Annotated in this window: 13 protein-coding genes; 6 read left to right on the forward strand and 7 right to left on the reverse strand. The window is 62.9% G+C overall.

Features of this window, described 5'->3' with window-relative positions; translation table 11 throughout:
- Positions 1–2 precede the first annotated feature (2 nt).
- The 5 genes from X738_RS52525 to X738_RS52545 all read left to right on the forward strand — a co-directional run bounded on the left by X738_RS52525 (position 3) and on the right by X738_RS52545 (position 5,704).
- Positions 3–785: an ABC transporter permease gene (locus X738_RS52525; RefSeq protein ID WP_023798141.1), complete on the forward strand. Its 783-nt coding sequence runs from the start codon at positions 3–5 to the stop codon at positions 783–785.
- Complete coding sequence (locus tag X738_RS52530; protein WP_023798142.1) at positions 782–1,846, forward strand: ABC transporter ATP-binding protein; 1,065 nt, start codon at positions 782–784, stop codon at positions 1,844–1,846. Before X738_RS52525 ends, X738_RS52530 begins: the two co-directional genes overlap by 4 nt.
- Positions 1,847–1,849: 3 nt before the next feature.
- Positions 1,850–2,611: an MBL fold metallo-hydrolase gene (locus X738_RS52535; RefSeq protein ID WP_023798143.1), complete on the forward strand. Its 762-nt coding sequence runs from the start codon at positions 1,850–1,852 to the stop codon at positions 2,609–2,611.
- A 485-nt stretch (positions 2,612–3,096) separates the two neighbouring features.
- Positions 3,097–3,870 carry an NAD kinase gene (locus X738_RS52540; protein WP_023798144.1) on the forward strand — a complete coding sequence of 258 codons (774 nt, stop codon included), beginning with the start codon at positions 3,097–3,099 and terminating at the stop codon, positions 3,868–3,870.
- A gap of 190 nt (positions 3,871–4,060) precedes the next feature.
- On the forward strand, positions 4,061–5,704 hold the full coding sequence (locus tag X738_RS52545; protein ID WP_031254558.1) for a DEAD/DEAH box helicase: 1,644 nt from the start codon (positions 4,061–4,063) through the stop codon (positions 5,702–5,704).
- A 107-nt stretch (positions 5,705–5,811) separates the two neighbouring features.
- On the opposite strand, the gene X738_RS52550 is transcribed toward X738_RS52545, so the two are convergent.
- The 6 genes from X738_RS52550 to X738_RS52575 all read right to left on the reverse strand — a co-directional run bounded on the left by X738_RS52550 (position 5,812) and on the right by X738_RS52575 (position 13,280).
- Entirely contained in the window at positions 5,812–6,462 is a 651-nt protein-coding gene (locus X738_RS52550) for an OmpA family protein (RefSeq protein ID WP_031254560.1), read from the reverse strand.
- 200 nt (positions 6,463–6,662) lie between these two features.
- A complete protein-coding gene (locus X738_RS52555) occupies positions 6,663–7,025 on the reverse strand; it encodes a GFA family protein (RefSeq protein ID WP_023798147.1) in 363 nt (120 codons plus the stop codon).
- A 204-nt stretch (positions 7,026–7,229) separates the two neighbouring features.
- A complete protein-coding gene (locus X738_RS52560; protein WP_023798148.1) occupies positions 7,230–7,616 on the reverse strand; it encodes a hypothetical protein in 387 nt (128 codons plus the stop codon).
- 444 nt (positions 7,617–8,060) lie between these two features.
- Positions 8,061–9,192, reverse strand: a protein-coding gene (gene prfB / locus X738_RS52565; protein WP_128182291.1) for a peptide chain release factor 2 whose coding sequence is annotated in 2 segments (ribosomal slippage) — positions 8,061–9,125 and positions 9,127–9,192 — 1,131 coding nt in all. Because the reading frame shifts where the segments join, the coding sequence is not laid out codon by codon here.
- 141 nt (positions 9,193–9,333) lie between these two features.
- Positions 9,334–11,790, reverse strand: a complete 2,457-nt coding sequence (locus X738_RS52570; protein ID WP_023798150.1) for a penicillin-binding protein 1A — start codon at positions 11,788–11,790, stop codon at positions 9,334–9,336.
- 212 nt (positions 11,791–12,002) lie between these two features.
- Positions 12,003–13,280: an N-acetylmuramoyl-L-alanine amidase gene (locus tag X738_RS52575; protein WP_023798151.1), complete on the reverse strand. Its 1,278-nt coding sequence runs from the start codon at positions 13,278–13,280 to the stop codon at positions 12,003–12,005.
- 687 nt (positions 13,281–13,967) lie between these two features.
- Here X738_RS52575 and X738_RS52580 point away from each other — a divergent pair.
- Positions 13,968–16,991 (forward strand): Rne/Rng family ribonuclease, encoded by a 3,024-nt coding sequence (locus X738_RS52580; RefSeq protein WP_023798152.1) that lies wholly within the window; start codon positions 13,968–13,970, stop codon positions 16,989–16,991.
- 86 nt (positions 16,992–17,077) lie between these two features.
- Here X738_RS52580 and X738_RS52585 read toward each other — a convergent pair whose 3' ends face one another.
- Complete coding sequence (locus tag X738_RS52585; protein WP_023798153.1) at positions 17,078–18,007, reverse strand: glutaminase; 930 nt, start codon at positions 18,005–18,007, stop codon at positions 17,078–17,080.
- Position 18,008: the final 1 nt, after the last annotated feature.

Here is an 18,008-nt window from a genome sequence, read left to right on the forward strand (position 1 = left end):
CCGTGCGCGCCCTTGTCCGCATCGTCTCCTGGTTCTACGCCGTCGCCATCTATGGCTTCATCTTCCTGCCGGTGGTCGTGCTGGTGCTGTTTTCGCTGCAGGCGACGTCGTTTCCGATCCCGCCCTTCACCGGGCCGTCGCTGCGCTGGTACGACGCCGTGCTCGCCGACACGCGGCTGACCTCGGCGCTGGTCAATTCGCTTCTGGTCGCGGCGCTCTCCTCGGCCGCTGCCGTCACGCTCGGTTTCCTCTCTGCCTGGGGTTTTGCGCGTTTCGCCCTGCCGGGCTCGGCCCTGCTGCGCGGGCTGATCACGCTGCCGCTGACCGTGAGCTATCTGATCATCGGCATGGGGCTGCTGGTGCTGTTCAACTGGGCCGGCATATCGAAATCGCTGCTTGCCGCCGGCATCGGCCATGTGGTGATCAACCTGCCGCTGTGCTTTGCCATCATCTACAGCCAGATGGGCGACCACCAGATCAACATCGAGCGTGCCGCGCGCGACCTCGGCGCGCCCGAATGGAAGGTGCTGCTGCTGATCACCGTTCCTGTCATGGCACCGGCGATCTTTGCCGGTTTCTTCCTGTCGATGACCTTCTCCTGGGACGAGTTCGTGATCTCGTTCCTGCTGACGCGCTTCGACACGACGCTGCCGGTCGAGATCTGGAACCTGCTGCGCTCCGGCCTCAATCCCAAGACCAACGCCGTCGGCTCGCTGGTCTTCGCCGTCTCCATCGTGCTGGTGGTGTTTTTTGAACTGATGCTGTTGCGGAGGAAGCCGGCATGACCGAGCCACTGGTCGATGTCCGCGCTGTCTCGCATCGCTTCGGCCAGCACACCGTGCTGAGGAATGTGTCGCTGCAAATCGAGCCGGGCAGCTACACCGTCCTGCTCGGCCCGTCGGGCTCCGGCAAGACGACGCTTTTGTCCATTCTCGGCGGCTTCGTCACGCCGAGCCAAGGCAAGGTGCTGATCCGCGGCGAGGACTGCACCGCCGTACCGCCGGCGAAGCGGCCGACGACGACGGTGTTCCAGGACTATGCGCTGTTTCCGCACATGAGCGTCGGCAGCAATGTCGGCTTCGGCCTGCGCATGCAAGGCGTCGATGCCACGACACGGACCGCCCGGGCGCGCGACGCGCTGGCGCTGGTCGGGCTGGCCACCGCCTTCGACAAGAAGCCGCACCAGCTTTCCGGCGGCCAGCGGCAGCGCGTCGCGCTGGCCCGCGCCCTTGTCGTCGAGCCTGCGGTGCTGCTGCTCGACGAACCGCTCGGCGCGCTCGACCTAAAATTGCGCCGGCAGATGCAGGACGAGTTGAAAGCGATCCAGAAACGCGTCGGCACCGCCTTCATCCATGTCACCCACGACCAGGAAGAGGCGATGGCCCTTGCCGACCATTGCGTGGTGATGAATGACGGGCGCATCGAGGACGAAGGTCCGCCGGAGCGCGTCTATGCGCGGCCGGCGACGCGCTTTTCCGCAACCTTCATGGGTGAGAGCACGCTGATATCGGGAACGGTGACGGCGGCGAAGCACGGAACAATCACTGTCGCGACGCAGGTCGGACCGCTTTCGCTGCCCGGTGCAGTGCCTGCTGGCGCTTCTGTCGCCCTCGCCGTCCGTCCGGAGCACCTTGTCCTCGGTGCGGCCGGCGGCGCGGTAAGGCTCGGCACGGCCAAGGTGAGCGACGTGGTGTTTCAAGGCAGCTTCAAGCGCGTGCTTGCTGTCTCCGAGAAAGACCCGGCGCTGCACTTCATCGCCAGGGTTCCCGCTGCTGCGGCCGTCCAGCCGGGCGACATCTCTGCGGTTTCGTGCGACGCTGGCGATGTCATCCTTCTGGCGGACTGAGCCATGGGCACGCTTCCGATCATCGACGCTGCGAATTGGTATGAAGCCATCCGTATGGGCGATGGCGTAACGCTGATCCACGAGCCGTGGATCAAGCCGTTCTTCCGCTGCAACATCTGGCATGTGCGCGGCCGCGATCGCGATCTTCTGTTCGACACCGGCCTCGGCCATTTCAGCCTGCGGCGCCACGTCCCGCTGGTGACGGAGCGAAAACTCGTTTGCGTGGCCAGCCACACGCATTTCGATCATATCGGCTGCCATCACGAATTCCCGGACCGCTGCGTGCATGCGGCCGAAGCAGAAATCCTCGCTGATCCGCGCAATGAATGGACGGTCGCCAACCGCTACGCGACCGACGCCATGTTCGACGCAATGCCGCAGGGCTGGGATGCCACGCGCTACCGGATCCAGCCGGCGCCGGCCGATCGTTTGCTTGGAGAAGGCGATTTCGTCGATCTCGGCGACCGTGCCTTCGATGTGATCCACACGCCGGGCCATTCACCCGGTGGCATCGCGCTCTACGAGAGGAAGACCGGCATCCTGCTTTCCGGCGACATCGTCTATGACGGCCCGCTGATCGACGATGTCTATCATTCCGCTGTCGACGACTATGTCGAGACGCTGCTGCGGATGCGCGAGCTCGATGTTACGGTCGTGCATGGCGGGCACTTCCCGAGCTTTGGCAAGGTGCGCTACCGCCAGCTTATCGACGAGTATCTCGCACAAAAGCGGCAGGCCGGCTGCCATCTGCTGCAGGCGCGCTAAGCACCGGCCTCCTATCGCGAGAAAGTGCTTGGCGAAGTCACAACGCCCGTTGCGGGCACGGCGTGCCGGCGGCATCGCCGCAGCGTGAAGCCGTGGGTTGGGGTCTCAAACTCGTCTGTTCCGACTGGCGCACCAGTTGGGCAAAGGCAAGCGCGAAACTTCCCAGCATCAGGACGATGACAATCAGGCGTGTTACCGGCAATAAATCGGTCCGACTAGCTGGCCCCCACGCCGCCCATCCACTGCCGGCTAACATGGTCGATCCGGCTTTACGAGAGTTTAATTCCCGTCTTAACCATCACATTCGCTTGTCACTCGACACGATGCGCGAGCAGCAGGCCGGCGGCTCCTCCCGGCGCTGTATCAAGCGGCGCCAGATGTCTCGCTTTGCAGATCTGCCAGCCCATGCTAACCCGGCGCTGGCGCGGCCCAAGCAAACCGGTCGCCACCGACCGGTCGCCATCAACACTCGCCATTGGGGAGCCATGAACAAAGCCGCCAGCCGCTTCGCTTTCGTCTCGTCCGACACCGCCGACGCCAAGGCGGCGCTGGAGAGCCTTTCGGCGCGCTATGGCCAGGCACCCATCGAGGATGCAGAGATCGTCGTGGCGCTGGGCGGCGACGGCTTCCTGTTGCAGACCTTGCGCGACACGATGAGCACCGGAAAAAAGGTCTACGGCATGAACCGTGGCACCATCGGCTTCCTGATGAACGAATACCGCGCCAGCGGTTTGACCGGGCGCATCGCCGCGGCGGTTGCCGAAACCATCCGTCCGCTGGAGATGCAAGCGGTCACGGCTGAGGGCGAAACGATCTCGGCGTTGGCGATCAATGAGGTTGCGCTGTGGCGCCAGTCCTACCAGACGGCCAAGATCCGTATCACCGTGGACGGGCAAGTGCGGCTGGAGGAATTGAACTGCGACGGTGTGATGGTCGCGACGCCGGCCGGCTCGACCGCCTACAACCTGTCCGCGCACGGACCGATCCTGCCGCTCGACGCGCCGCTGCTGGCGCTGACCCCGGTCAGTCCGTTCCGCCCGCGCCGCTGGCGCGGCGCGCTGCTCTCCAACAAGTCGACCGTTCGTTTCGACATTCTGGAGGCGGAAAAGCGGCCGGTGAACGCCGCCGCCGACCACACCGAGGTGAAGGCCGTAACCTCGGTTACGGTGCAGGAATCGCCTACGGTAACAGCGACGCTGCTGTTCGATCCGAGCCACTCGTGGAACGAGCGCATTCTCGCCGAACAGTTCCGCTATTGAGCCGGCGCAGCGACAGCAGATCGATTAAGTATCGCGATTAAGGTTACGACTTCACAATCGTGCCGTCCCCCGCCTGTTTGTGTTGACAAATCGTGGGCTTGCGCCTACCTGCAATGCCAATCTTGCAGGCGCGCGGCGCTTGCCGCGACCGCTTGCGTTGCGCCCCCGAACCAGCCAAAGACAGCCAAACTTGTCCTCAGACACCCAGATCGCTCAAGACGTGTTGACCTTCGCAGACCTCGGCCTGTCGCCGAAGGTCCTTTCCGCAGTCACCGACGCCGGTTACACCGAACCGACACCGATCCAGGCCGGCGCCATTCCGCACGCCTTGCTCGGCAAGGATATTTTGGGCATCGCCCAGACCGGCACCGGCAAGACGGCCTCGTTCGTGCTGCCGATGCTGACCCGCCTCGAAAAAGGCCGGGCGCGCGCGCGCATGCCACGCACGCTGATACTTGAGCCAACGCGCGAGCTTGCCGCGCAGGTTGAAGAGAACTTCATCAGATACGGCAAGAACCACAAGCTCAACATCGCGCTGCTGATCGGCGGCGTATCCTTCGACGAGCAGGACAAGAAGCTGGAGCGCGGCGCCGACGTGCTGATCGCGACCCCAGGCCGCCTGCTCGATCATCGCGAGCGCGGAAAGCTTCTGCTCAACGGCGTCGAGATCCTGGTCATCGATGAGGCCGACCGCATGCTCGACATGGGCTTCATTCCCGACATCGAGCGCATCTGCGAGATGATCCCGTTCACGCGGCAGACGCTGTTCTTCTCGGCGACGATGCCGCCTGAGATCACCAAGCTCACCGAGAAATTCCTGCACGCGCCGGTGCGCGTCGAGGTTTCGAAGGCGGCGTCCGCCGCGACCAACATCATCCAGCGGCTGGTGAAATCCGGCTCGAAACCCTGGGACAAGCGCGAGACGCTGCGCAATCTGATAAAGGCCGAGGATGCGGAACTGAAGAACGCCATCATCTTCTGCAACCGCAAGATCGAGGTCTCGGAGCTTTTCCGCTCGCTGCTGAAACATGATTTTGACGCCGGCGCGCTGCATGGCGACATGGACCAGCGCGCGCGCATGCAGATGCTGGCCAATTTCCGTGACGGCAAACTGCGCTACCTCGTTGCGTCGGACGTCGCGGCGCGCGGCCTCGACATCCCCGACGTCAGCCACGTCTTCAATTACGACGTGCCGATCCATGCCGAGGACTATGTCCATCGCATCGGCCGCACCGGCCGCGCCGGCCGCTCGGGCAAATCCTTCACCATCGCCACCAAGTCCGACACCAAATACATCGAGGCGATCGAACGGCTGATCGGCAACAAGATCGAGTGGCATGACGGCGATCTGTCGACAGTCGTCGCCAGCGAGAGCGGGGACGACGATGCTCCCCGCCGTGGCCGCGGCGCGCCGCGCCGCGCCGGCCGCAAGGACGATGGCAAGGAGAGGGGCGAACGCAGGCCACGCGAACGCCACGCCAAGCAAAGGGAAGCTGCAGCACCGGATGCGGCGCGCGAGGAACAGCCGGTGGCAGCCGAGCCCCCGGTCGCCGATGCCGGTGAGCGGCGCGCGCGCAAGGAAGCGATCCGCTCGGAAAACACCGAGCGCCACACTTCACCCGAACGCCAAGCTTCACCCGAACGCCAATCTTCCCCCGATCGCAAGGCTTCGCCCGATCGCCATCGCAACGAACAGCGCGCGCCGGAACGTGGCGACACCAGGCCGCAGCGCGACGGCAATCGCCCGGCCCGCCATCGCCAGGAAGACAACGATGGGACCGTCGGATTCGGTGACGACATGCCCGCGTTCATGCGCATCGTCGCCAAGGGCTGATCACAGCAGAAATTGGGCTGATCACAGCAGAAATTCTCAAAGACCAGCAAAAACGGCCCCTTGCGGGGCCGTTTTCATGTGCAAAGCCGTCTTCTTGCGTGTCTTGCTCAGGTGAGCGGTGAGAGCTGGATCTCGACGCGGCGGTTCTGGGCGCGGCCGGCGGCCGACGCGTTGGAGGCGATCGGACGCGTCTTGCCGAAGCCGGTGACGGCGAAGCGGCGGGTATCGACGCCCTGCCCGGACAGATAATTGGCGACCGCCAGCGCGCGGCGCTGCGACAGGTCGAAATTGTGTTCGTCGCCACCGGTCGAGTCGGTGTGGCCGAACACGTCGACGGTGGTCTGGCGGAACTTGTTCAGCACAAGCGCGACCGAATTCAGCACTTGATAGAAGCCGGGCTTCACCGCGTCCTGGTCGACGTTGAAGGTGATGTCGGACGGCATGTTGAGGATGATCTGGTCGCCGCTGCGGGTGACGCTGACGCCGGAACCCTGAAGCTGCCGGCGCAGTTCGGCCTCGTTCTGGTCCATCGTGGCGCCGATGGCGCCGCCAGCGAGAGCGCCGACGCCAGCGCCGATCAGCGCATTGCGGCGATCGTTGCCGCCGGCGAGCAGGCCGAGCCCCGCACCCGCCAGCGCGCCGATGCCGGCGCCGGCCGCAGTGTTGGAAACTTTCTGTTGTCCGGTATACGGATCGGTGGTGGTGCAGGCACTCACGAGCACAGCCGTCGCCACTGCGACGAGCACAGTCTTTTTCATCAGGTAGTCCCTCTCCAGTCCGCGGTCCCACCAGTGGGGCGCCGCATCCCTTGTGCGTCCAAGTGCACGCACGTCGCTCTATGCTTGTAACATGAAATGCGGCGAAAAATGGAAGGGGAAAAGCGGCTGGCCACGGCTTTTCCCGGTCAATTCAACCGCCGCTATTTGCGCAATTCCGATCGGCTGGCAGAGACTGTCGGCTACCAGAGATTCTTGCCGTCGATGACGACGACCTGATCGAGGTCGAAATCGTCGAACAGGCGAGAATTCACGCTGATTTTCGGATTGTCGAAATCCGGCTTGCCGGTCGACCAGTCCGGCGTTTCGGTGAAGGTGCCGCAGCCGCAGGTGGCGCAGAAACCATGTTTTACCGTTTGCGAGCCCCATTGATAGAAAGAGACATTCTTGAGCGGGCTGGTGAGCTTGAATTGCGACGGGACGTAATAGGCCCACAACGAGCCGCGTTTCGAGCAGAAGGAGCAGGTGCATTGCGTCACGGTTAGCGGCGCTTCCGAAACCTCGAACGTCGTCGCCCTGCAGTGGCAGCTTGCCTTTATGGTCATGACGCCTCCCTCGCGATTGCTTCGCGCCAGCGCGGTAAGGCAACATAAAGAGGCGCCATTGACAACCGTCTGTCAGCAGACTCGGCTTACCTGCGTCGGACGCGTGGCGCGCTTCACTCTTGTTGATGCATGTCGTATCCCAAAACCGCTGCGCAGCCTCGGGTCAGGCCATGGCCCTCGGAGCAAGCTTTTGGGCGACATGCATCAAAACGACGACGGTGGCACGAACAGGCAGATGGTCTTTCCGTCATTGGCGCCGGCGACCGAACACCAGTGATATTCGCCGTCGGGCGAATTCTTGATCCGTGCATCGCTGTAGCCCACGACCTCGCCTGTTCCCTTGATGACATAGCCCTCCGGACGCTCGCTGATCGACGTCTGCGAGACCGCGCGACAATCGTAGCCGGAACAACAGGAGAATGGGTAACTCCAGCCTTGCGGCTTCGCTGCAGTCGGCGTGGCGTCGTGCGCCAAAGCCGGCGCTGCAAATACAATGGTGGCGGCCGTCAGAACCACCACCGCAATGATCGAATTCAGGAGGCGGCGCGCCGTCTTGACGGCAGAGGCCAGTCGGGTTGTGGAAGCAGGCATGGGCGCAATTCCTATCACCGAGTTATCAAGCGTTTCGCTTGCCCGTTCTTGGAACGTATCTTCCCAGTGGCCGGCTCGTCAGGTCGCAGATACGCCGCGTCCGGCCATAAATGCTTTTTCCCCCAACGTTCGGATGCTGGCCTGATTCCTTTGCTGGCGCAAGAAATTGCTGTGCAATCGAGCACCGACATCTGCAGCCGGAACCAGCCTGCCGGGGCTGACGAGAGTGACTTCATCAACCCCGGCAGTGGGATCGCGCGGATAACGAGATTGAACTCGCAGTGGTTCCGGGCCAGGCGACGGCAGGCCTGCAACAATGAACCCGGAGGTAGAAGTAATTGTCGAAAATTCGATGAAAAAACAAAGCCATAAAGCACCCGCTCAATTACAGTGAAGAGCCTGTTACTCTAGCGTGATGTTCCTGCTGCTTGGGGCGTAGGAGCTTCAGTCGATGTCGGCCACCACTTCGCCGGCGCCGCCCTCGATGCGCTGCGACAGCGAGGCCTCCATGAAATCGTCGAGGTCGCCGTCCAGCACGCTCGACGGGCTTGTGCTCTCGACGCCGGTGCGCAGATCCTTCACCAGTTGATAAGGCTGCAGAACGTAGGAGCGTATCTGATGGCCCCAGCCGATATCGCTCTTCGACGCTTCGGTGGCGTTGGCCACCGCCTCGCGCTTCTTCAGTTCCTCCTCGTAGAGCCGCGAACGCAGCATCTCCCAGGCCTTCGCCTTGTTCTTGTGCTGGGAGCGCTCAGCCTGGCAGGCGACCGCGATGCCGGTGGCGAGATGGGTGATGCGGACCGCTGAATCGGTGGTGTTGACGTGCTGGCCGCCCGATCCGGACGAACGATAGGTGTCGATGCGGACATCCGATTCGGAAACGTCGATGTCGATCGTATCGTCGATCACGGGATAGACCCAGACGCTGGCGAAGGAGGTGTGACGGCGCGCATTGCTGTCATAGGGGGAAATACGCACGAGACGGTGAACGCCGGATTCCGTCTTCAGCCAACCATAGGCGTTGTGGCCCTTGATCAGCAGCGTGGCGGACTTGATGCCGGCTTCTTCGCCGTCATGCACCTCCAGCACCTCGACCTTGAAGCGGCGCCGCTCGGCCCAACGCGTGTACATGCGCAGGAGCATCGAGGCCCAGTCCTGGCTTTCGGTGCCGCCGGCCCCGGCATGGATTTCGAGATAGCTGTCGTTGGCGTCGGCCTCGCCCGAAAGCAGCGTCTCGATCTGGCGGGCCTTTGCTTCGCCGCGCATCGAGCGGATCGCCGCTTCCGCCTCGGCGACGACGCCCTCATCGCCCTCTTCCTCGCCAAGCTCGATCAAGCCGATATTGTCTTCCAGCGCCTGGGTGAGGCCTTTGACTGCGGCGATGCCTTCCTCGAGGCCCTGGCGCTCACGCATCAGCTTCTGCGCCTCCAGCGGTTCGTTCCAGAGGCTCGAATCCTCGGCACGCACATTCAGGTATTCAAGCCGCTTTATGGCTTGATCCCAGTCAAAGATGCCTCCTCAGCAGGGTTATCGCCTGCCTGATTTCGTCGACAATATTCTGCGTTTCCGCGCGCATGGCTGGCCGTTCTGTCCTGTGCTGAGATGGTGCCCTGTCGCTTAAGCAGAGCTTGGGTTGGCGCGATACATAGGGACGGCACCGCCGCCTGTAAAGCGAAATGGGCCGGCTCGAAAGCCGGCCCAAATACCCTATCCTATGTCAGTAGAGCCCGCCGCCGCCGGACTGGATGGCTTGGTTGGCCTGTGGCGACAGCGCGCCGCCGGAGGCGTTGGAGCCGTCCTCACCCATGCCGATCACCCAATAGCTGTCGGCGGGGCCGGTGCCCGGCTTGAAGGCTTCGATAAAGGCGCCGGCGTCGTCCGGGTTGGCCCGCATGCCGGTTTTGCGATTGATGGCGATCAGCTTCATGCCTTCGGGAACCTGGAAATCGACATTGGGCGTGCCATCCAGCGCCACGCGCATGAAGTCCTTGAAGATCGGCGCAGCAAGGCCGCCGCCGGTCGCGCCCTTGCCAAGACCTTTGGGCTGATCATAGCCCATATAAAGGCCGACAACGAGGTTGGGCGTATAGCCGATGAACCAGGTATCCTTCTCATCGTTTGTCGTTCCAGTCTTGCCGGCGATGTGGCGGCCGAGTTCGGCAACGGTAGCGCCGGTACCGCGCTCGACGACGCCCTCCATCATCGAAGTGATCTGATAGGCGGTCATCGGATCGAGCACCTGCTCGGAATTGTCGACCAGTTCCGGCTCAGGCTGGTTCTGCCATTCAGCCGCATTGCAATTTTTGCAGCCGCGTTCGTCCTGCCTGTAGACCGTCTTGCCGTAGCGGTCCTGGATCCGGTCGATCAGCGTCGGCTTGATCGACTTGCCGCCGTTGGCCATGATCGAATAAGCCGATACCATGCGCATCACGGTCGTCTCGCCCGACCCCAGCGCCATCGGCAGATACGGCGCCAGTCGATCATAGACGCCGAAGCGCTCGGCATATTCGGCGACCAGCTTCATGCCCATGTCGTTGGCCAGGCGCACAGTCATTAGATTGCGCGACCTCTCGATGCCGGACCGCAAGGTCGCCGGGCCCGCAGTCCTTCCATCGTAGTTTTTCGGCGTCCAGGTCGTGTTGCCGCTCTTGATGGTGATCGGGCCATCCATGATCACCGAAGCCGGCGTATAGCCATTGTCGAGAGCGGCCGCATAGACGATCGGCTTGAACGACGAACCCGGCTGCCGCATGGCCTGCGTGGTACGGTTGAATTCGGATAGCGAATAGGAGAACCCGCCGACCATGGCCAGAACGCGCCCGGTATGCGGATCCATGGCGATCAGGCCGCCCTCCACTTCGGGGGCCTGGCGCAAGATATAGGCCCCATCCGTATCTTCTTTCTTCTGCACGAAGATGACGTCGCCAGGCTTCAGCACGTCCGCCGGCGATTTGGCCTTGACGGTCTTGCCGCCGACCACATGACGCATGGCGAAACTCATGTCCTCGCGGCTGACGGTGCCTTCGATGCGACCCTTGACGAGTTCGCCCGAGATCTGCCGGGTCGGCCGAAGGCCGATCGACAGGCCGCTCTCCGAGCTGTCGAGCACGACGGCGAGCGACCATTCGGGCACGTCGTCCAGTCCCTTGACTTCGCTCAAAGGCACGCCCCAGTCGCCGGATACGTCGATGGTCTTCACCGGCCCGCGATAGCCGCGCAGCGTATCGAACTTCATCAGGCCGTTCTGCATGGCTTTGCGGGCGATGAGCTGCATCTTGGGATCGAGCGTCGTACGGACGGACAGGCCGCCCTCGTAGAGCGCATTCTCGCCGTAGCGCGCGCTGATCTGGCGACGCACCTCCTCGGTGAAATATTCGCCGGCGAACAGATAGGTGCCGGAGCGGCGTGGCTTGACGCCGAGCGGCTCGGCCTTGGCCTTGGCGCCTTCCTCTTGCGTGACGTAGCCGTTGCCGACCATCTGGTCGATCACCCAGTTGCGGCGCTCGATGGCGCGGTCGGCATATTTGAATGGGTGATAGTTGGAGGGGCCTTTCGGCAAAGCCGCCAGATAGGCTGCCTCCGCCACGGTGAGTTCATTCACCGCCTTGTCGAAATAGGTGAGTGCTGCGCCGGCGACGCCATAGGCGCCAAGCCCGAAGAAAATCTCGTTAAGGTAGAGCTCGAGGATGCGGTCCTTCGAATAGGCCTGCTCGATGCGGAAGGCGAGGATCATCTCCTTGATCTTGCGCTCGTAGGTCTGGTCCGAGGACAACAGGAAGTTTTTCGCCACCTGCTGGGTGATCGTCGAGGCGCCGACCTGGCGCTTGCCCGAGCCAGCATTCTGCAGATTGACCATGACTGCGCGGCCAAGGCCGGTCATATCGATGCCGGGGTGATTGTAGAAGTTTTTGTCCTCGGCAGACAGGAAGGCCGCCTTGACACGATCCGGCACCGCCTGGATCGGCAAATACAGGCGCCGCTCGCGCGCATATTCGGCCATCAGCGCACCGTCGGACGCATGGATGCGGGTCGTCACCGGCGGTTCATACTTGGCCAGGACCTCGTAATCGGGCAAATCCTTCGACAAATGGCTGGTATAGATCGCCACCCCGGCCGCGACCAAAAGGGCCAGCGCGGTGCCGATGCCGAAGAAATAGCCAATAAGACGAATCATGCCCGCTCCAGTCCTTGGTTCGGGAATTGCCTAAACGAAGCCGCCTTTCGCGCAAGCTTTCGAGACGATCCCGACCGGTAATCGAAAATCCATGTCGCCACCATGTGGGCAAAATGCGGCAGCCTGGAATTTCGGCTTCGAATGGCGAAAATATAAGTGCAAAGTGTTGTCGTCGTGCAACGCTGCCTCTGGTTGTGGCGAGGGCTGGCATCTCAGCCTCCGGTTCCGGCTCCGGCCTTGGCTGAAGCGAACAGGGCGATGGCATTGGTTATGCTCTGGGCCGCCTTGCTGCGCCAATCGGCGCTGAGCAGTTGTGCCTCGTCCTTGGCATTCGACAGATAGCCGAGTTCGACCAGCACGGAGGGAACATCCGGCGCCTTCAACACCTTGAAGCTGGCCGAACGCTGCGGATTGTTGATGAGGCCGACACTGGTGGAAAGCTGGCCGACCAGCGTTTGGGCAAAACTCATCGAGAAACTGTGCGTCTCGCGGCGAATCAGGTCGATCAGGATGTCGGTTACTTCCTTGTTGTCGTCCTTGATTTCCATGCCGGCGAATTGGTCGGAAAGGTTTTCACGGTCGGCGAGCGCCTGCGCTTCGGGATCGGAAGCCTTGTCGGAGACGGTGTAGACGGTTGCGCCGCGAAGGCCCTTGACCCTGATGGTGTCGGCGTGGATCGAAATGAGCAGGTCGGCCTCGTGCTGGCGGGCAATGCGCACGCGGTCGTCCAGCCGCAGGAATTGGTCCGTCTCGCGCGTCAAGAACACGTCGTATTTGCCGACTGCGGCGAGTTTGTCCCGCAATTCGGTGGCGAAAGCGAGCGTGACGTTTTTCTCGACGGTGCCGTTCATGCCCTCGGCGCCGCCGTCGATGCCGCCATGGCCTGGATCGATGACGACGGTGAAGCGATGGCCTGGATTGGAGACCGGGCCGGTGCCGACCCTGCCGCCCTTGTCGGAGGAGACCGTCGAGCCGGTGGTCAACGCCTGATTGGCAAGAGCGCTGTCGAACTCCCGCACGGACGCCGCCGACATGTCGATGGCGATGCGGTAGCCGTTGCCGTCATCGTTCTTGAGCACGTCGAACCTGTCGACGGCGAACGGGCCCTTGCCGGTGAGAATCAGCCGCGACACCCCCTCGCCGAGATCGCCGTAGCGCACGCTCCTGACCAGGCCGCGCGCCTTCACGTCCTTGGATTTGATGGCGAATCTCGTGCTTGGCAGGTCGACGACCAGACGGTGGGGGCCGCGCAGCAGGAACCATTTGACGTCGGGCTCACGATCGAAATTCATGACGATGCGCATCTTGGTGGCGTCACCGGCCATTTTGTAGCTCGTCACTGCCAGCGGCGCGTCGGCGGCAAAGGAAACTGGCGAAAGAGCCAGGCAAGCGACAACCAGCAACAGCAGACAAGCGGCGTGGAAGCGGGCGGCGTAGAAAAAAATGCCTCCGGCGCGACCACTCATGTGCGTGAAGACTGCCAGTGCCATCTCTTCCAGTCGCTCCGGTTTGGCGTGAGGCGCCCGATCCTGTTGTCGGCCAATCTTGCTTGTCGGAGTGTCGTCGTCTTGTCGAAACGCCGGTCAGGCCGCGAACTCGATTAACGGTTGGTAACCAGAGAAGGTTAACCAAGCCTTTTCACGCAACGCTTAAAGCCGTGCTTCCGTTGCGGAACTGCATTTTGCCGGCATCGGAAATCGGGGTTGCCTTCCAACCCGCCAAATCATAAAAGCGATGGTGGATCACTGCAATCCTGGAACCGTCCTTCTCCGCAGCTTCCTGCTACAGGTGAGATGAACGACGGCTCCTTTCGCGTCAGGCGAAAAGGCAACAGGTGATCGCGACGAATTTCGCAGGTGTAAGCCCGTGGCGGGGGAAGCGCCTGCGTGAGGAAAACGGCCGGGATTGTCCCGCGCCGGCTCTGTACGAGCAAACAAGCTGGTCCGGTTTTCCCGGGCTTTGGTTCAAAAAGGTTCTGCTGGTTACGATGGCTTCAAGCGCAATCATGGAAAGGTCCGCAGCAAACCGCGCCATTATGGCTGCGGGCGGCACCGCCATGGCGCTCAGGCAGCGGCCGGCGGACATTCAATTGCCCGGCACCCATGTTCATCCACACTCACAGCGGCGGGCTTTGCCTCGCAAGCTGCGGCTGACGGCTGCCGGGGGGAAACGAAATAATGCCCAACAAAATGCTGATAGACGCCTCCCACCCGGAGGAAACACGAGTTGTCGTCGTTCGCGGTAACCGTATTGAAGAATTCGACTTTGAATCCCAGGACAAGAAGCAGCTCAAAGGAAATATCTACCTCGCCCGCGTAACCCGCGTCGAACCCTCGCTTCAGGCAGCCTTTGTCGAATACGGCGGCAACCGTCACGGTTTCCTCGCCTTCAGTGAAATTCATCCCGACTACTACCAGATTCCGGTCGCCGACCGTCAGGCGCTGTTGCGCGCGGAAGCGCAGGAGGCTGAAGACGAGGACGATGAGGACGGCGATGGCGACGATCGCCAGAACCGCGATCGCGGCCGGCGCGGACGCCGCCGCGGCGGCAAGAGCCGCGACCGAGGCGAACACAAGCGTGATGCAGGTGCGGCCGATTCGGACGCTTCTGGCGATTCCAATGACAGCGGGTCCAATGACAGCGGGTCCAACGACAGCGGCTCCAATGAGGGCGGCGAACACGGCGAGGATGCGGTCGCGCAGAACGTCGATGCCTCAGAAAAAGTCGACACGCCGTCCGCTGCTTCGGAACATGGCGAGGATGTCGCCAGTCATAGCGAGGCAAGTCCTGATGAGACGAGCCGTGACGAGACGGGCCATGGCCGTGACGAAACTGGCGGTGACGAAACTGGGCCTTCCGAAGGCGGTCCGAACTCCATCGCCGCCAGCATCGAATCGGATGTGATTTCCGAAGCCGTGCCGCAGGCTGAGGCGGCCGGCGAAGCCACCTCCACCGACAATGATCGCGGCATGCTGGAAGAGGTGCAGTCATCGCATTCGGATGACCATGAGGTCGAATCGGTCGGCGCCGAGGATGCGCTGGAAGAAGCGCGCAACCGCCGCAAGCCGGTGCGCCGCCAGTACAAGATCCAGGAAGTGATCAAGCGCCGGCAGATCCTTCTGGTGCAGGTCGTCAAGGAAGAGCGCGGCAACAAGGGTGCGGCGCTCACCACCTACCTGTCGCTTGCCGGCCGCTATTCGGTGCTGATGCCGAACACGGCGCGCGGCGGCGGCATCTCGCGCAAGATCACCAACGCACAGGACCGCAAGCGGCTGAAGGAGGTCGTCGCCGATCTCGAAGTGCCGCAGGGCATGGGCGTCATCCTGCGCACGGCCGGCGAAAGCCGCACCAAGGCCGAGATCAAGCGCGACTACGAATATCTGATGCGGCTTTGGGAAAACGTCCGCAACCTGACGCTGCAGTCGACGGCCCCTGCCCTCGTCTACGAGGAAGGCAGCCTGATCAAGCGCTCGGTGCGCGACCTCTACAACAAGGACATCGACGAGATCCTGGTCTCCGGCGAAGAGGGCTATCGCGAGGCCAAGGATTTCATGCGCATGCTGATGCCGAGCCACGCCAAGGTCGTGCAGCCGTTCCGCGACACGACGCCGATCTTCGTGCGCAACGGCATCGAGGCGCAGCTCGACCGCATGCTGCAGCCGCAGGTGACGCTGAAGAGCGGCGGCTACATCATCATCAACCAGACCGAAGCGCTGGTCGCCATCGACGTCAATTCGGGCCGCTCCACCAAGGAGCACTCGATCGAGGACACAGCGCTTCACACCAATCTGGAAGCGGCCGAGGAGGTCGCACGGCAGCTGAGGCTGCGCGATCTCGCCGGCCTGATCGTCATCGACTTCATCGACATGGAGGAGAACCGCAACAACCGCTCCGTCGAGAAGCGGCTGAAGGATCACCTCAAGAACGATCGCGCCCGCATCCAGGTCGGCCGCATCTCGCATTTCGGCCTGATGGAGATGTCGCGCCAGCGCATCCGTGCCAGCGTGCTGGAATCGACGATGAAGCCTTGCCCGCATTGCGGCGGCACCGGCCATGTGCGGTCCGATTCGTCCGTCGCGCTGATGGTGGTGCGGGCGATCGAGGAATTCCTGCTCAAGGATTCGCGCAGCCACATCACGGTGCGGACGCCGGCGGCGACCGCGCTCTATGTGCTCAACCACAAGCGCGGCACGCTGGTGGAGCTCGAAAACCGCTTCGGCCTGACCATCACCGTCGAGGCCGACGACACGGTCGGCGCCCAGCACTATGCGATCTTCCGCGGCGCGCTGGCCGAAAAGCCTGAAGGCTTCGTCGAGGTGCGGACCTTGCCCGCCTATGTCGAGCCGGAAGAGCCCGCCGACGAAATCGTCATCGAGGAGGAGGAAGACGAGGTCGTTGCACCGGCGGAACAACCGCGCCAGGCGCAGCAGCCGCAGCAGCCAAGGCCCAGCGAGGATGGCGAAGGCCGCGACCGCAAGCGCCGCAAGCGCCGCAGACGGCGCGGCGGCAAGGATCGCGACCGCGAGCATGGCGCCCCCGTGGAAGGTGCGTCCATCTCGGCCACTGCCGATGGCGTCTCCGAGGCCGCAAGCGATGAAGGCGCCGAAGCAGACCACGAGGACCAGGTCGGCGTCACCGAGGCGGTGGAAGCGTCGGATGAGGGGCAAGGGCCTGATGTAGGTCGGGAGCCTGACGAAGGTCGGGAGCCTGATGAAGGTCTGGGCAAGAAGCGTCGGCGCGGCAAGCGCAATCGCCGTGAAGACGGCGAAGGCGAGGTCGATGCAGGCACTGCCGAGTCGGCTGACCGTCCCGAGGTCTTGGAGGCCGTCTCCGGCGAACCGGCAGCAGCAACGCCGGTCGAAGAGCCTGTGGACCTTGCTCCGGCCAATGACGACATGCCAAGCGCCGAAAAGCCGAAGAAGCCACGCCGCGCCGCCAAGCCGAAGAAGGCTGCGGCGGACGTCGTTGCCGAAACGCCGGTAGCCGAGCCGGAAATTTCTGCCGAGGCTCCCGCAGCTGTTTCAGAGGGAACAGCCGTGGCCGCCGTCGACGAAAAACCGAAGGCCCGCCCATCGCGACGCAAGCCCGTACCGGTCGATGCTCCGGTTGAGCCGATCGTGTCCTCGACTGTTGCCGAAGAGGAAAAGACCGAGGAGAAGCCGAAGCGTGCCGGCTGGTGGCAGCGGAAAGGCTTTTTCTAAGCTTTTCGGTAGCTTATCCTGATCTTTTGACCAAAAAAATCCCGCGCTGTCCCATCGACAGCGCNCTCTATGGCGCCCCCAAATCTCTATGGCGCGAAAACCGACCAGTTCATCATCTTCGCCAGCCTTTCCAGCGCAATCGACCCCAGCCTGGAATTGCCGTTGGCGTTGAGGCCGGGCGACCAGACGGCGAGCGAGGCCACGCCCGGGACGATCGCCAAAATGCCGCCGCCGACGCCGCTCTTGCCGGGGATGCCGACGCGGAAGGCGAAATCGCCGGAGCCGTCATAGTGGCCGCAGGTCAGCATCATCGCGCCGATGCGGCGCGCGCGCTCGGCCGACACCACGGAATGGCCAGTCGCCGGGTTCTTGCCGCCATTGGCGAGGAAGCGGCCGGCCAGAGCCAGTTGCCGGCAGCTCATCGCGATGGCGCAATGGTGGAAATAGACGCCCAGCGCCAGATCCGGCGCGTGGCTGAGATTGCCGAAGGACTTCATGTAGTTGGCGAGCGCCAAGTTGCGAAAACCGGTGGCTCGTTCCGAAGCCGCGACCTCGCGGTCGATGATGATGGTCTCGTCGTCGGCCAGGAACTGGATGAAGCGCAGGATCTCGCCGATCGCCTCGCGCGGCTGGTGACCGGCGAGCAGAATGTCGGAAATGACGATGGCGCCGGCATTGATGAACGGATTGCGCGGAATGCCGTTTTCGTGCTCGAGCTGGACGATCGAGTTGAACGGGTTGCCCGAAGGCTCGCGCCCGACACGCTGCCACAGCGCGTCGCCGACATTGCCGAGCGCCAGTGTCAGCGTGAACACCTTCGAAATGCTCTGGATCGAAAACGGCTCATCGGCGTCGCCCGCCATCAGCACGCGACCGTCATTGGTCACCGCGGCAATGCCGAACTTTTTCGGATCGACCTTGCCGAGCTGCGGTATGTAGGTCGCGACGTCGCCGCGATCCGTGCGCTCGGCCATTTCGGCGGCAATCTCGGTCAAAGCCTGCTCGAGGTCCGGCATC

The sequence above is a fragment of the Mesorhizobium sp. L48C026A00 genome (assembly GCF_000502375.1).
GTDB lineage: Bacteria > Pseudomonadota > Alphaproteobacteria > Rhizobiales > Rhizobiaceae > Mesorhizobium > Mesorhizobium muleiense.

What these genes read in the sequence shown, in the direction of transcription:
- X738_RS52575 (WP_023798151.1), bottom strand. Translation starts at nt 13,280, where the DNA reads ATGGCACTGGCAGTCTTCACGCACATGAGTGGTCGCGCCGGAGGCATT.
- X738_RS52570 (WP_023798150.1), bottom strand. Translation starts at nt 11,790, where the DNA reads ATGATTCGTCTTATTGGCTATTTCTTCGGCATCGGCACCGCGCTGGCC.
- X738_RS52540 (WP_023798144.1), top strand. Translation starts at nt 3,097, where the DNA reads ATGAACAAAGCCGCCAGCCGCTTCGCTTTCGTCTCGTCCGACACCGCC.
- X738_RS52555 (WP_023798147.1), bottom strand. Translation starts at nt 7,025, where the DNA reads ATGACCATAAAGGCAAGCTGCCACTGCAGGGCGACGACGTTCGAGGTT.
- X738_RS52585 (WP_023798153.1), bottom strand. Translation starts at nt 18,007, where the DNA reads ATGCCGGACCTCGAGCAGGCTTTGACCGAGATTGCCGCCGAAATGGCC.
- X738_RS52560 (WP_023798148.1), bottom strand. Translation starts at nt 7,616, where the DNA reads ATGCCTGCTTCCACAACCCGACTGGCCTCTGCCGTCAAGACGGCGCGC.
- X738_RS52530 (WP_023798142.1), top strand. Translation starts at nt 782, where the DNA reads ATGACCGAGCCACTGGTCGATGTCCGCGCTGTCTCGCATCGCTTCGGC.
- X738_RS52580 (WP_023798152.1), top strand. Translation starts at nt 13,968, where the DNA reads ATGCCCAACAAAATGCTGATAGACGCCTCCCACCCGGAGGAAACACGA.
- X738_RS52535 (WP_023798143.1), top strand. Translation starts at nt 1,850, where the DNA reads ATGGGCACGCTTCCGATCATCGACGCTGCGAATTGGTATGAAGCCATC.
- X738_RS52550 (WP_031254560.1), bottom strand. Translation starts at nt 6,462, where the DNA reads ATGAAAAAGACTGTGCTCGTCGCAGTGGCGACGGCTGTGCTCGTGAGT.